This window comes from Salegentibacter chungangensis (assembly GCF_042678405.1).
In the GTDB taxonomy this organism is placed as follows: Bacteria; Bacteroidota; Bacteroidia; order Flavobacteriales; family Flavobacteriaceae; genus Salegentibacter_A; species Salegentibacter_A chungangensis.
Genome location: NZ_JBHTLI010000003.1, coordinates 284,311 through 297,724, shown reverse-complemented (window position 1 = coordinate 297,724; position 13,414 = coordinate 284,311). Strand labels below are relative to the sequence as shown.

Annotated in this window: 13 protein-coding genes; 9 read left to right on the top strand and 4 right to left on the bottom strand. The window is 42.5% G+C overall.

The genetic code is table 11. The features are described from left to right. Positions 1-12: 12 nt before the first annotated feature. The 8 genes from cdd to ACFQ3Q_RS13905 all read left to right on the top strand — a co-directional run bounded on the left by cdd (position 13) and on the right by ACFQ3Q_RS13905 (position 8,136). The gene (gene cdd / locus ACFQ3Q_RS13940; protein ID WP_380746877.1) at positions 13-495 is read left to right on the top strand and encodes a cytidine deaminase; all 483 of its coding nucleotides are present in this window, start codon (positions 13-15) and stop codon (positions 493-495) included. Positions 496-604: 109 nt separating this feature from the next. Then, positions 605-1,606 (top strand): pyruvate dehydrogenase (acetyl-transferring) E1 component subunit alpha, encoded by a 1,002-nt coding sequence (pdhA, locus tag ACFQ3Q_RS13935; RefSeq protein ID WP_380746875.1) that lies wholly within the window; start codon positions 605-607, stop codon positions 1,604-1,606. A gap of 3 nt (positions 1,607-1,609) precedes the next feature. Continuing rightward, positions 1,610-3,271 (top strand): pyruvate dehydrogenase complex dihydrolipoamide acetyltransferase, encoded by a 1,662-nt coding sequence (locus ACFQ3Q_RS13930; RefSeq protein ID WP_380746873.1) that lies wholly within the window; start codon positions 1,610-1,612, stop codon positions 3,269-3,271. Positions 3,272-3,337: 66 nt separating this feature from the next. Next, on the top strand, positions 3,338-4,324 hold the full coding sequence (locus tag ACFQ3Q_RS13925; protein WP_380746871.1) for a M20/M25/M40 family metallo-hydrolase: 987 nt from the start codon (positions 3,338-3,340) through the stop codon (positions 4,322-4,324). Then, entirely contained in the window at positions 4,324-5,004 is a 681-nt protein-coding gene (locus tag ACFQ3Q_RS13920) for an SDR family NAD(P)-dependent oxidoreductase (RefSeq protein WP_380746869.1), read from the top strand. The genes ACFQ3Q_RS13925 and ACFQ3Q_RS13920 overlap by 1 nt, the downstream gene beginning before the upstream one ends. 5 nt (positions 5,005-5,009) lie before the next feature. After that, positions 5,010-5,609 carry a SprT-like domain-containing protein gene (locus ACFQ3Q_RS13915; RefSeq protein ID WP_380746867.1) on the top strand — a complete coding sequence of 200 codons (600 nt, stop codon included), beginning with the start codon at positions 5,010-5,012 and terminating at the stop codon, positions 5,607-5,609. Between the two features lie 7 nt (positions 5,610-5,616). Further along, positions 5,617-6,696 carry a mannose-1-phosphate guanylyltransferase gene (locus ACFQ3Q_RS13910; RefSeq protein WP_380746865.1) on the top strand — a complete coding sequence of 360 codons (1,080 nt, stop codon included), beginning with the start codon at positions 5,617-5,619 and terminating at the stop codon, positions 6,694-6,696. A gap of 3 nt (positions 6,697-6,699) precedes the next feature. Next, the gene (locus ACFQ3Q_RS13905) at positions 6,700-8,136 is read left to right on the top strand and encodes a DUF389 domain-containing protein (RefSeq protein WP_380746863.1); all 1,437 of its coding nucleotides are present in this window, start codon (positions 6,700-6,702) and stop codon (positions 8,134-8,136) included. A gap of 3 nt (positions 8,137-8,139) precedes the next feature. On the opposite strand, the gene ACFQ3Q_RS13900 is transcribed toward ACFQ3Q_RS13905, so the two are convergent. Together ACFQ3Q_RS13900 and ACFQ3Q_RS13895 are read right to left on the bottom strand one after the other, a co-directional pair. After that, on the bottom strand, positions 8,140-8,904 hold the full coding sequence (locus ACFQ3Q_RS13900; RefSeq protein ID WP_380746861.1) for an ABC transporter ATP-binding protein: 765 nt from the start codon (positions 8,902-8,904) through the stop codon (positions 8,140-8,142). Further along, positions 8,904-9,641, bottom strand: a complete 738-nt coding sequence (locus ACFQ3Q_RS13895; protein ID WP_380746859.1) for an MlaE family ABC transporter permease — start codon at positions 9,639-9,641, stop codon at positions 8,904-8,906. Before ACFQ3Q_RS13895 ends, ACFQ3Q_RS13900 begins: the two co-directional genes overlap by 1 nt. A gap of 114 nt (positions 9,642-9,755) precedes the next feature. Here ACFQ3Q_RS13895 and pafA point away from each other — a divergent pair, with 114 nt between their 5' ends. Next, positions 9,756-11,390 (top strand): alkaline phosphatase PafA, encoded by a 1,635-nt coding sequence (pafA, locus tag ACFQ3Q_RS13890; RefSeq protein WP_380746857.1) that lies wholly within the window; start codon positions 9,756-9,758, stop codon positions 11,388-11,390. Here the strand turns inward: pafA and ACFQ3Q_RS13885 are convergent, their stop codons facing one another. Together ACFQ3Q_RS13885 and ACFQ3Q_RS13880 are read right to left on the bottom strand one after the other, a co-directional pair. Further along, positions 11,391-12,239 (bottom strand): glycosyltransferase, encoded by an 849-nt coding sequence (locus ACFQ3Q_RS13885; RefSeq protein WP_380746855.1) that lies wholly within the window; start codon positions 12,237-12,239, stop codon positions 11,391-11,393. Positions 12,240-12,282: 43 nt separating this feature from the next. Beyond that, positions 12,283-13,341 carry a 3-oxoacyl-ACP synthase III family protein gene (locus ACFQ3Q_RS13880; RefSeq protein ID WP_380746853.1) on the bottom strand — a complete coding sequence of 353 codons (1,059 nt, stop codon included), beginning with the start codon at positions 13,339-13,341 and terminating at the stop codon, positions 12,283-12,285. Between the last annotated feature and the right edge of the window lie 73 nt (positions 13,342-13,414).

The window sequence follows — 13,414 nt, the reverse complement described above, 5'->3', positions numbered from 1 at the left end:
CAATATAACTATATGAAGCCATTAACAATAACTTCAAGGCTGGAAATTTATGACTCTACAGAAGAGCTTAATGAAGATGTCCAGGATCTTATGAAGCAGGCCTTTGACGCCCGGGACAATGCTTATGCACCATATTCAAAATTCCAGGTTGGCGCGGCCATACTTATGGAAAACGGAGAAGTGGTGATAGGCAGTAATCAGGAAAACGCATCATATCCTTCCGGCCTTTGTGCTGAGAGGACCGCCATTTATTTTGCCGGGGCAAGGTATCCGAATGAAAAGATCAAAAAGATCGCAATTTCTGCAAAATCTCTTAATCATAAGGTAGTTACTCCAATTCCTCCCTGCGGAGCCTGCAGACAGGCAATTGCAGAATATGAAGTGAAACAGCAGGATGCTATCGCTATCTATTTTATGGGAGAGTCCGGCAAGGTGGTGAAGTCTGATTCTATTAAAGATTTACTTCCGCTTATTTTTGATAACTCCTGTTTATAACGTTTTCGTGATTTTTTTGGGATAAAACTGTTTTCCATTCTTACTTAAAATAGTATTTTTGTTATCCGCTTGGCAAAACCTATCTGTCTAGCCTAAAATATTTAGTTAAATGAAGAAAGTTACAAAAGCCACCTACTTGAAGTGGTACGAGGATATGCTGTTCTGGCGTAAGTTTGAAGATAAACTTGCACAGGTTTATATTCAGCAGAAAGTTAGAGGATTCCTACATCTTTACAACGGACAAGAAGCGATTCTTGCCGGTGCCTTGCATGTAATGGACCTGGAGAAAGACCGAATGATTACTGCTTACAGAAATCACGTGCAGCCAATTGGTATGGGAGTAGATCCTAAGAAAGTTATGGCTGAGTTGTATGGGAAAGGCACAGGTACCTCGCAGGGTCTTGGTGGATCTATGCATATATTTTCTAAAGAGCACAGGTTTTATGGAGGTCACGGTATTGTAGGAGGGCAAATCCCTCTTGGAGCCGGGATTGCTTTTGCCGATAAGTACCACAAAAGAGATTCAGTAACACTTACCTTTATGGGAGATGGTGCTGTACGTCAGGGATCACTACACGAAACGCTGAATATGGCGGTTAAGTGGAACCTGCCTGTGGTATTTTGTGTAGAGAATAACGGTTATGCTATGGGAACTTCTGTAGCCCGTACTTCTAAAGGTACAGATATCTATAAGCTGGGTAACGGTTATGATATTCCTTGCGCGCCTGTAGATGCTATGGATCCTGAGAAGGTAGCCGAAGCTTTAGACGAGGCTATGAAGAGAGCAAGAAAAGGGGATGGACCTACTTTCCTTGAATTGAAGACGTACCGTTACAGGGGTCACTCTATGAGTGATGCTCAAAAGTACAGAACCAAAGATGAAGTGGCGGAGTATCAGAAACTTGACCCTATCACCAAGGTTAAGGATATTATTAAGGAGAAGAAGTATGCTTCAGATAAAGAGATTAAAGCCATCGACAAACGTGTGAAAGAAAGAGTGTCAGAGTGCGAGAAGTTCGCTGAAGAATCTGACTGGCCGGAAAAGAGCGTTATGTACGATGTGGTATACGAACAAGAGAACTACCCGTTTTTATCACATAAACCAGAATAGATTATGGCAGAAGTAATTAATATGCCGCGCTTGAGCGACACTATGGAAGAAGGAGTGGTAGCGAAGTGGTTGAAGAAAAAAGGCGATAAAGTAGAAGAAGGAGATATCCTGGCCGAGATCGAGACCGATAAGGCCACAATGGAATTTGAGTCTTTTTATGAAGGTACATTGCTTCATATTGGGATAGAAGAAGGGGAGACCGCTCCGGTAGATACGCTTCTGGCTATAATTGGGGAAGAAGGCGAAGATATTTCGGACCTTATCAAAGAAGGTGGTAAATCTTCTGATGATAAGTCTGACGATAACGAAGAGAAGAAAGATAAGGAAGAAGCCAGTTCAGCTTCCCAGGAAGAGGAGAGTGAAGATAGCGATGATGGTGAAATTCCTGAGGGAGTAGAGATCATCACTATGCCACGTCTTAGTGATACAATGGAAGAAGGGACCGTTGCCAGCTGGATCAAGAAAGAAGGCGATAAAGTAGAAGAAGGAGATATTCTTGCCGAGATCGAGACCGATAAGGCCACGATGGAATTTGAATCCTTCTACGACGGAACCCTGCTTAAGATCGGAATTCAGGAAGGAGAGACTGCCAAGGTAGACAGTCTTCTTGCTATAATCGGCCCTGAGGGTACCGATGTTTCCGGAATTAATGTTGAAGGAAAGTCCAAGAAAAAATCCTCTGAGAAGGAAGAGAAGTCTTCAGATAAAAAGGAAGATAAAAAAACCGATGATAAAGCCGGAACTCCGGAAAAATCTCAGACTAAGAAAGATGGCGGACGTATATTCGCTTCTCCTTTAGCCAAGAAAATGGCTGAAGAGAAAGGAATCGATCTGGCGGATGTTGATGGTAGCGGAGAGAATGGCAGAATCGTTAAGAAAGATATAGAGTCTTACCAGCCTTCAGAACAGCCGGCTAAAGGCGCTGAAGCTCCACAGGAAGAAAAAGCTGCTGCTCAGCCTCAGCCATATGTGCCTGCGGGAGAAGAAAGTTTTGAGGAGGTTAAGAATTCTCAAATGCGTAAGACCATTGCTCGTCGTTTAGGAGAATCTAAATTCAACGCGCCACATTACTATCTTACTATAGAGATAGATATGGAAAATGCGATGGCTTCCCGTAAGCAGATCAATGAAATGCCTGACATTAAGGTATCTTTCAACGATATGGTTATTAAAGCCAGTGCTATGGCATTGCGCAAACACCCTCAGGTAAACAGTCAGTGGACCGGAGAGACTACCAAGATCGCCAAACATATACATATGGGTGTTGCGGTAGCTGTAGAAGAAGGTCTGTTGGTGCCTGTGCTCAGGTTTGCCGACCAGATGTCGCTTACCCAGATTGGAGGAAATGTGAAAGGTCTTGCCGGAAAAGCAAGGAACAAGAAACTTCAGCCAAATGAGATGGAAGGAAGTACCTTTACAGTATCTAACCTTGGAATGTTCGGAATTACTGAATTTACAAGTATCATAAATCAGCCGAATTCCGCGATCCTTTCTGTAGGAACTATAGTTGAAAAACCTGTAGTGAAGAATGGAGAGATCGTAGTAGGTCATACTATGAAGGTTACGCTGGCCTGTGACCACCGGACTGTAGACGGTGCAACCGGAGCGGCATTCCTTGAAACGCTGAGAACTTATATAGAGAACCCTGTGACTATGCTTGCATAAGTTGAAGCACAGGATAAAGCAACTCAAAATCCCGCATTCTTGCGGGATTTTTTTATCTTTAGCCGTATGAGAAATAGCATTTTAAAACTTGGATTTTCGGCTGTAATTCTTTGCGGATCAATTACTGTAACGGCCCAGAACGGTACTGAAGAAAAAACAGATCAATATTCTCAGAATAAGGAGGCCTTGGTCTCACAGGAAGAGGTTTCTAAAAGCCTTCATTATCTTGCTTCAGACGAACTTTCCGGGAGGGAAACCGGAAGTGAGGGAATTGAAAAAGCCGCGGTTTATATCGAGAATGTATTTAAGGAGAGCGGGGTGAAACCTTATTTTGAAACCTACCGCGATTCTTTTACCGTAAAGGGGACAGCAGCATATAATGTGGTTGGAATGGTCGAGGGCAACGATCCTGAGCTTAAGGATGAATTCATCATTATTGGTGCTCATTATGATCATATTGGCAACGGAAGAGAAGTGGAAGGAGATGTGATTGCCAACGGAGCTAATGATAATGCTGCCGGTACGGTTGCTGTTTTGGAACTGGCCAGGAAATTCGCCAAAACTAACGAGAATAAAAGGAGTGTGCTGTTCATTTTGTTCTCTGCGGAAGAGAAAGGCCTGCTGGGTTCTAAACATATTGCTGAAAAGTTAAAGGAGCAAGAGCTTGACCTTTATACGATGTTCAACCTGGAAATGATAGGTGTGCCTATGCAGGATAAGCCTTATCAGGCTTATATTACTGGTTACGAAAAATCGAATATGGCCGGAAAATTCAATGAGTATTCCGGTGCTGAAGTTTTGGGAATGTTACCGAAAGCGAAGGAGTATAAGTTGTTTTTCCGTAGTGATAACCATCCTTTTTATGAAGCATTCCAGGTACCTGCCCAGACCATAAGCACTTTCGATTTTACAAATTACGATTATTATCACCATGTTTCTGATGAAGCATCAGGACTTGATACAGCTCATATGGCCGGGCTTATTGAAAATATTTATCCTGGTTTGCTCAAAATGAGCCAGACCGTGGAAAGAGAAATTAAACTGAACCAATAATGAAGAATATAGTAATCACAGGAACAAGCAGAGGGATTGGTCTTGAACTGGTGTCCGTTTTTGCAAAAGAAGGGCATAACGTCCTCGCTTTATCCAGAAATGCAGGTCCGGTTTCTGAACTGGAACTTGAAAATGTTGAAAGTTTATCCTGTGATATTACAAAGCCGGAAGATCTTAAAAAAGTAACAGATTTTATATCCTCCAACTGGGACCAGGTAGATGTTCTTATTAATAATGCAGGAGCTCTTTTAAATAAGCCTTTTGCCGATACTTCTTTGGAAGAGTTCGAGAATGTTTATAAGACTAACGTATACGGCGTAGTGGGGGTAACCCAAAAGCTTATCCCTTTTATGGATAAAAATGGCCACGTGGTCACTGTAAGCAGTATGGGAGGTGTTCAGGGCAGTATGAAGTTCGCAGGACTTTCGGCTTATAGTTCGAGTAAAGGAGCTGTTATCACCCTCACTGAATTGCTGGCAGAAGAGTATAAGGAAACCGGTCCGTCATTTAATGTGCTTGCCCTGGGGGCTGTGCAGACCGAAATGCTGGAAGAAGCTTTTCCCGGCTACCAGGCACCGATCTCAGCAAAGGAAATGGCCGATTATATCTTTGAATTCAGCCTAACCGGGAATAGCTTTTACAACGGAAAGCTGTTGCAGGTTTCCAACAGTACTCCCTGATCAGAATGGACAGGATCCTCGAAAAATATTTACCAAGTCACGCGGTCCCTCCGGTGCTGTTACTTATAAAGAAAAATAATGTTCACCTTAAGATCGTGAACGAACGAAAGACCAGGCACGGGGATTATCGCAGGATGCCGGATGGCTCCCAGCAGATAACTGTAAATGCGAACCTCAATAAATACAGGTTTTTAATAACTTTGGTGCACGAAATTGCACACCTGGTAGCTTTCGAGAAGTTCGGCAGAACCATCAAGCCGCACGGTGCAGAATGGAAACATACGTTCAGGAACCTGATGCTGCCTTTTATCAGACCCGAAATATTTCCGAATCAACTGCTGCCAGTGATCGCAGCCCATTTCCGGAATCCGCGGGCGAGCAGTGATACCGATGCAAGGCTTTCGGTGGCGTTGAAGAGTTATGATCCGGATAACGGAAAGAATTACGTTTTTGAGATTCCTCACGGGGGTATCTTTAGAATATACAATGGGAAGGTCTTTAAGAAAGGCCCGAAAAAGATAAAACGTTACGAATGTCTTGAAGTAGACAGTGGCAGGATTTACCTATTTCAGCCAAATGCTGAAGTAGAGCTTATTAAAACCTAGAGGAATAATGAACAAGAATTATTATGCAATCTTAATGGCAGGAGGTGTCGGATCCAGGTTTTGGCCTGTCAGCACCGCCGGGTACCCTAAGCAGTTTCAGGATATTCTTGGTTCTGGGTCTACCCTGCTTCAGACCACATTTTTCAGGCTGGCTAAAATGATCCCTAAGGAGAATATTTATATTCTTACCCATAAAAATTACACCGAAATCGTAAAAAAACAGCTTCCGAAGATAGATGAAGAGCAGATAGTAGCTGAGCCTGCAATGAGAAATACGGCGCCCAGTATACTTCTGGGAGCACTCAAGATTAAGGAGAAGAACAAGGATGCCTTGATGGTGGTAGCACCCAGCGATCACTGGATCCAGGAGGAGGATAAATTCAGTGAAAATCTTCAGCAGGCTTTTGATGAAGTAGAAAAGGAAGATAAACTTTTGACTCTTGGAATCGAACCCACCTTCCCCAATACCGGCTATGGTTATATAAAGTATGATAAGGGGAGTGAAGGGAAGGTGAAGCCGGTGATTAAATTTACAGAAAAACCTAAGTTCGAAAAGGCGAAGGAATTCATTGAGGAAGGAAATTACGTCTGGAATGCAGGGATCTTTGTCTGGAGTGCCAGGTTTATAATAGAAAGTTTTGACCAGTACCTGCCGGAGATGCTTAGGCTTTTTAATAAAGGTGAGGATTTCTGGAATAAAGACGGGGAGAAGGAGTTTCTTGAAGAGAATTATGGTCTTGCCGATAATATATCTATAGACTACGGAATTATGGAAAATTCGGATAGTGTTTATGTGATCCCTGCCGATTTTAACTGGAATGACCTTGGGACCTGGGGTTCATTGCAGGATGAACTGCCACAGGATGAGGGACAAAACACTATGATCAATTGCAAACTGTTGCCTATAGAGTCTTCAGGAAACATCGTAAGGACCGAAGGAAGTAAAATTGTGGTTCTGGAAGGACTTAAGGATTATATAGTGGTAGAAAGTGAAAAGGTTCTGCTTGTGGTTCCTAAGAGCAAGGAGCAGGATATAAAAAAAATAAGGGAGAAGGTGATGGAGGATTTTGGAGAATACCTCGGTTAAAATATGGAAAAAGATACTAATAAGGAGAAATCTGCCATTGAAGAAAATAATAAGGCCGAACTTAAAAAGAATGCCAGCGGTCTATGGCAGAATGTGAAAGAATTTGTCAGGAACCTTCTTGAGATCCGTCACGATACCGACAGAGAGTCCACTCTTGAGGCTGTGAAGAAAGATATTTCTTTTAAAGGACATAATGCCTGGATTCTTATATTTTCCATTTTTGTGGCTTCTATTGGCCTTAATGTAAGTAGTACGGCAGTTGTTATTGGAGCGATGCTTATTTCGCCCTTAATGGGGCCTATTGTGGGGGTTGGGATGTCTGTAGCTATTAATGATGTGGAAACCCTGCGCAAATCACTCATCAACCTTGCTTTAATGGTGGTGCTTAGTGTACTCACGGCCTACATTTACTTTGCAATTTCACCTGTTAAAGAAGAAACTCCCGAATTGCTCGCAAGAACATACCCGACCATTCTTGATGTGCTGGTGGCTATTTTTGGCGGGCTTGCGCTAATTGTTGCGAAGACCAAAAAAGGAACCATTGCAAGTGTTATTCTTGGGGTGGCGATCGCTACCGCACTTATGCCCCCGCTTTGCACGGTGGGTTATGGGCTGGCTATAGGGAACCTTACCTATGCCGGCGGTGCTTTGTATCTCTTTTCCATCAACGCGGTTTTTATTGCACTTTCCACCTTTGTGGTTACAAAGCTTCTGGGTTTTCCACTGGTGCGGTATGCCAACAGTAAAAAACGCCGAAGGATTGCCCAGATCGCTTCTTCCATAGCGATAGTGGTGATGATACCCAGTGTGATACTTTTTGCGCTTTTGCTGCAGAAACAGGTGTTTCAGTCTAAGGCTCGTCAATTCCTTACCGAAACCGTACGCTACTCAGGGACCGAAATGTTGAAATATTCCAGTGATTACAACGAAAAAACCGTAGAGGTATACCTTATAGGAAACCCTGTTCCGGGCGGAACCATAGAGACCTGGAAAGAGCAAATGGCTTCGGTTGAAGCTTTAAAAGAGTCACAGCTCATTATTCACCAGGGGAGTGATCAGAATGAAGATATCGCAGCACTCTCATCGCAGGTGAGAACCGGAATTCTGGAAGACCTTTATGAAAAGAACCAGGCAATAATCGAAAATAAGGATGCCAGGATATCCCTTCTTGAAAATGAACTTGCTAAATACCGCGGAGACGGATTTTCCTTTAAAGACCTTAGCGCAGAGGCCAGAATTAATTATGAAAACATCAAGGAGTTAGGGTATTCCAACCAGATCATCACAAACTTTTCAGAAACCGATACCATTCCGACCTTTATTGTGAGCTGGCAGGATGGTATTTCAAATAAACAAAGGATCGAGCAGGAGGAGCGATTTGAGAACTGGTTAAGGGTACGGCTGAAGCTGGATACGCTTAGTGTAAAGACGGTAAATTAAACTCTACAGACCCTGCAGTTGTGCTTTTCTAACTTTTCTGAATAGATTGGAAGAATAAACGAAATCGGTTACCGTTTCGTCATCGGTCTTAAAGATCTCATTTTTGGTACCCTTCCATTTAAGCACCCCATTCCTTAAAAAGGCTATATTTTCGCCAATTTCAAGCACCGAGTTCATATCGTGAGTAATAATGATGGTGGTGATGTTATTCTCGTGTGTGATCTCCTGGATAAGGTTATCGATTACCGTTGCTGTCTTAGGATCCAGGCCTGAGTTAGGCTCATCGCAAAAAAGATATTTTGGGCGGTTTACAATGGCCCTGGCAATAGAAACTCTTTTCTGCATTCCCCCGCTGATCTCAGACGGCATTTTGTTTTCGGTTCCTTCCAGATTAACCCTTTGTAAAACCTCTCGTACCCTCTCGAGAGATTCGCTTTTCTTTTGTTTAGTGAACATTCTTAACGGGAACATCACATTTTCAAGAACGGTCATCGAATCGAATAATGCTCCCCCCTGAAACACCATTCCTATCTTTTTGCGAAGTTCACGTTGCTCTTCCACCGTGAATTCGGAATATGGTTTTTCATCATATTTAATAGTTCCCTGCTCCGGTTTAAATAGGCCCAGCATACATTTTAAGAGCACACTTTTCCCTGAACCGGACTGTCCGATGATGAGATTAGTCTTTCCCTGTTCAAATTTAAAATCAATTCCTTTTAAGACTTCCTCGCCTTCAAACGCCTTATGTAAATTCTTAACTTCTATCATTAGCTTAAAAGTAATTGAGTTACTAAATAATTGGTTACGATAAGAACCACACTGGTCCATACAAAGGACGTGGTACTTGCGTGCCCTACTTCCAGAGCCCCGCCCTTCATATAGTATCCGTGATAAGCAGGTACGGTGGCAAGGATAAAGGCGAAAAGGAATGTTTTTATAAATGCATATGTTAAATGGAACGGTATAAATTCGTCCTGAAGACCCGTTACGAATTGTTCCGAAGAAACGAAACCTCCGAAAACCCCGGCAAAGTAAGCTCCGCAAATCCCCAGAAACATTGAGATCGCTATCACAAACGGATAGGTGAGCATCGCTATGATCTTTGGGAAGATGAGATAATTAAGGGAATTGATCCCCATCACTTCCAGTGCGTCTATCTGCTCGGTCACGTTCATCGATCCTATACTGGAAGTGATGAATGAACCCACTTTACCCGCCATAATAATAGAGATAAAGGTTGGTGCGAACTCCAGAATCACCGATTGCCTTGCGGCATATGCCACGAGTGTTTTCGGGATCAGGGGGTTGGTAAGGTTTAATGCGGTTTGAATGGCAACCACTCCTCCAATAAAGAATGAAAGGAAAGCAACGATTCCCAGCGAACTAATGATCAACTGGTCAATTTCCTTGAATATCAGCTCATTTAAAACCGAACGTTTGGTCATTCGGCTAAAAACTCCTTTCAGCATTAAAAAGTATTCACCAATAGAGTGGAGGTAGTTCATCAAACAATTTTTGTAAAGCTAAAATAGTAAAAAATACAAGGAAAGTATTTAACCTGGAATTAAAGTTTAGCTCGCTAAGTTTAGTAATTTTGGACCTCTTGGAAATTTTAAATTATGAAACGATTTACAATTCTATTGCTTTTTGGATTGCTGGCATTAAAAGCAACCGCTCAAAATTATGAAAAGAAAAACCCAAAACTGGTCGTGGGTATTGTGGTAGACCAGATGCGTTACGATTACCTTACGCGTTTTTGGAGTCGCTTTGGAGAAGGCGGTTTCAAGCGGCTTATCAATGACGGGTTCAATTTTAAGAACCATCATTTTAATTATGTTCCCACTTATACCGGCCCGGGACACGCTTCGGTGCATACCGGAACCAGTCCTGTTAACCACGGAATAATAGGTAATGGCTGGTACAGTAAGTTCGAAAAACAGGAGGTTTACTGCGTGGGAGATTCTGGGGTTCGACCAATTGGGACCAAAGATGATGCGGGTAAAATGTCTCCGCACCGGATGAAATCGAATACCGTTGCAGATCAAAACAGGTTGCACACCCAAATGCGTGGAAAGACCATTGGAGTGGCTATAAAAGACAGGGGCTCTATTCTTCCTGCCGGGCATACCGCCAATGCAGCCTATTGGTTTCAGGGTGAAGATGTGGGCCGGTGGATAAGCAGTTCTTATTATGTGGAAACTTTGCCGAAATGGGTTAAGGAGTTTAACAATTCAGGGAAAATTGAATCTTATCTGAAGACTTGGGATAGTTATTATGATATTGAAACCTATGCCGAAAGTGGTGTCGATAAGAATGAGTTTGAAAGGGGATTTGCCAGGAAACAGGATGCATCCTTTCCTTACGATCTTTCCCGGTTGCAGGAAGATAATGGAGGTTATAACCTTATAAAGGAAACCGTGTTTGGGAATGACCTTACTACAGATTTTGCAAAGGCAGCTATTGAAGGGGAGAGCTTAGGGACCGATAAGGATACCGATTTTCTTACCCTGAGCTTTTCAAGTACAGATTATATTGGACATAACTTCGGGGTGAATTCAAAAGAAGTAGAAGACGCCTATATAAGGTTGGACAAAAACATTGAAGATCTTTTGGGTTACCTGGATAACACTGTTGGAGAAGGAAACTATACTATCTACCTTACTGCCGATCACGGAGCCGTTGATGTTCCAAATTATCTTAAAAGTGTAGGCATCCCTTCAGGCTATTTTGATGATGATAAATTCATTGAAGATCTGGAGGCCTTTGCAGAAGAAGAATTCGGGATTAATGGGCTTATTGAGAATGTTTCTAATACTCAGGTCTTTTTTAATTATAAGAAGATGGAAGAAGAGGATATTAGAGCCGAGGATATGGAAGAGGTCCTGGCGCACTTTATTCTTCAGCAGAAGCAAATCGATAAGGTTTTTACAAGAACACAAATGCTAAGCGGAAGTTATACCAAAGGTGTGGCTGCAGGAATTCAGAATGGTTTCAACCAGAGACGAAGCGGAGATATTGTTTTTGTTCTGGACCCGAATACCATAATTTATCCAAGAACGGGCTCTACTCACGGGAGTGCCTATTCTTATGATACTCACGTTCCGCTTATTTTTTACGGAAGCGGTGTGAAAAAGGGGACTACCACTAAGCGTAGCGAAGTAGTGGATATAGCGCCTACGGTTTCTGCTATACTGGGAATCTCATTTCCGAATACAGCTACCGGCGAGCCATTGTATATAATGCTGGATGAATAATTAAAAGAGTTTGTTGCGCATTTTTTGCCAGCGCAATTTTCTTATAAAGCGGCCTTCTTCTTCTGAAACGAGAAAAGGCTGCTTTTCTTTTTGGGCTTTGAAGTACCCCTTCATATAATCTATAAAAAAGCCGAAATTCTTTTTTTTAAGAGCCAGTTTGGCCGCAGCGATCAGGCTTATGGGAAACCCGTAACCTAACCTGTAGAAAGCTTCGCCCTGTTTGTATTTTGAAGCTTTGTTGTAATCCTTTCCTGTGGGCTTAAGGTGCTTTACCAAAAGGTTTTCATCAGTCTTGAGTTTCCAGCCGTGGTATTGCGCAAGGAGTTCATCTACGGTATCCCATCCCATTGCTGGTTTAAGTTCACCTATGTCCAGAAAACATTCCTTACGGTACGCCTTAAGGGCTCCTCTAATATGGTCTTTTCCGGTAAGTTGCTCCAAGACCCATCTGCCCTGTTTCTGAATACTGCAAAAACCACCTGCTATTCCCAATTCGGGATCGGTTTGAAAATATCTGATTATAGTTTCGAGATAATTGGAGGGAAAGATGAGATCAGCATCAAACTTGCATATGATGTCATAATCTGAATCAAGAGAATTATAGCCGGAATAGAAAGCATTTATCACCTTACTGCCGGGTAAATGATCTCCGGAAGCGGAAGTCCTGACCAGGCTTATAAATGGATGTCGGTCTGCATATTCCTGCGCAATTTCAGCCGTTCTGTCTGAAGACTTATCGTCTGCCACCACGATTTTGTCTGGCTGATGAGTTTGATTTATAAGAGACCTGAGCGTCTCCCCGATAAATTTTTCTTCATTATGGGCGGGAATGACGATATAAGTTCTCAAAAACGCAGAAGTTTTTCCGATCTAAAATAATTCCTGGAATAGTCTAATATTGATAAACAATGGCATTAATGTTCATTCCGGCGCCTACGCTGGCAAACATAACCACATCTCCCTTAGAAAGTTCCTGGTCTTTTATTTTGCCTTTTCTAACGAGGTCGAACAGGGTAGGCACGGTAGCCACACTACTGTTTCCGAGTTCCTGAATGGTCATTGGCATTACTTTATCTGGTACTTCTTCCCCGTGAAGTTTGTAGAAGCGTTTGATGATGGCATCATCCATTTTTTCATTGGCCTGGTGGATAAAGATCTTTTTAACATCATGGATGCTCTTTCCGCTTTGTTCAAGACAAGATTTCATTGCCTTTGGAACATTGATCAATGCGAATTCATAGATCTTTCGTCCGTTCATTTTTATATAGCGAATATCTTCGGGAGCATCAGAACTATTAGATTTGCCAAAATAAATATAGTTAGCTTCATTGAAGCTGTAGGTAGCCGATTCGTGAGCAAGAATTCCCCCGGGTTCGTCTGAAGCTTCAAGAATGGTTGCGCCCGCACCGTCAGAGAAGATCATCGAGTCACGGTCGTGCTTATCAACAACCCTGGAAAGGGCTTCAGCACCAATCACCAGGCATTTTTTAGCCATTCCGCATCTTATGAAAGCCTGCGCCTGGATCATTCCTTCGATCCATCCCGGGCAGCCAAAAAGAACGTCATAACAAACGCACTTCGGGTTTTTGATTCGCAAATGGTATTTTACCCTTGTGGCCAGACTGGGAACGGTATCACTTTGCAGGCTGCTGTGTTTTACGTCGCCGTAATTATGGGCCACAATAATATAATCAAGAGTTTCAGGGTCTATACCCGAATCCTCGATAGCCTTTTGTCCTGCAATTACCGCAATATCTGAGGTGTTAAGGTTATTGTCTAAATAGCGCCTTTCTTCAATGCCTGTTATGGCCTTGAATTTGGCGATGGTAGTCTTGTTATCGTGCGGGAAACCCGAGCCGTCAACATTTAGAAATTCGTGTTTTTGAAAATCATCATTCTTGGCAATTATATTGGGTATGTAACTGCCGGTACCTGTAATATTAATATTCATCTGGCGTAAAACTTGGGTTATAAAGCCTAAATTAAATAATTAGAAGGAAAAATGAATAGAATTTGCTGTTTAT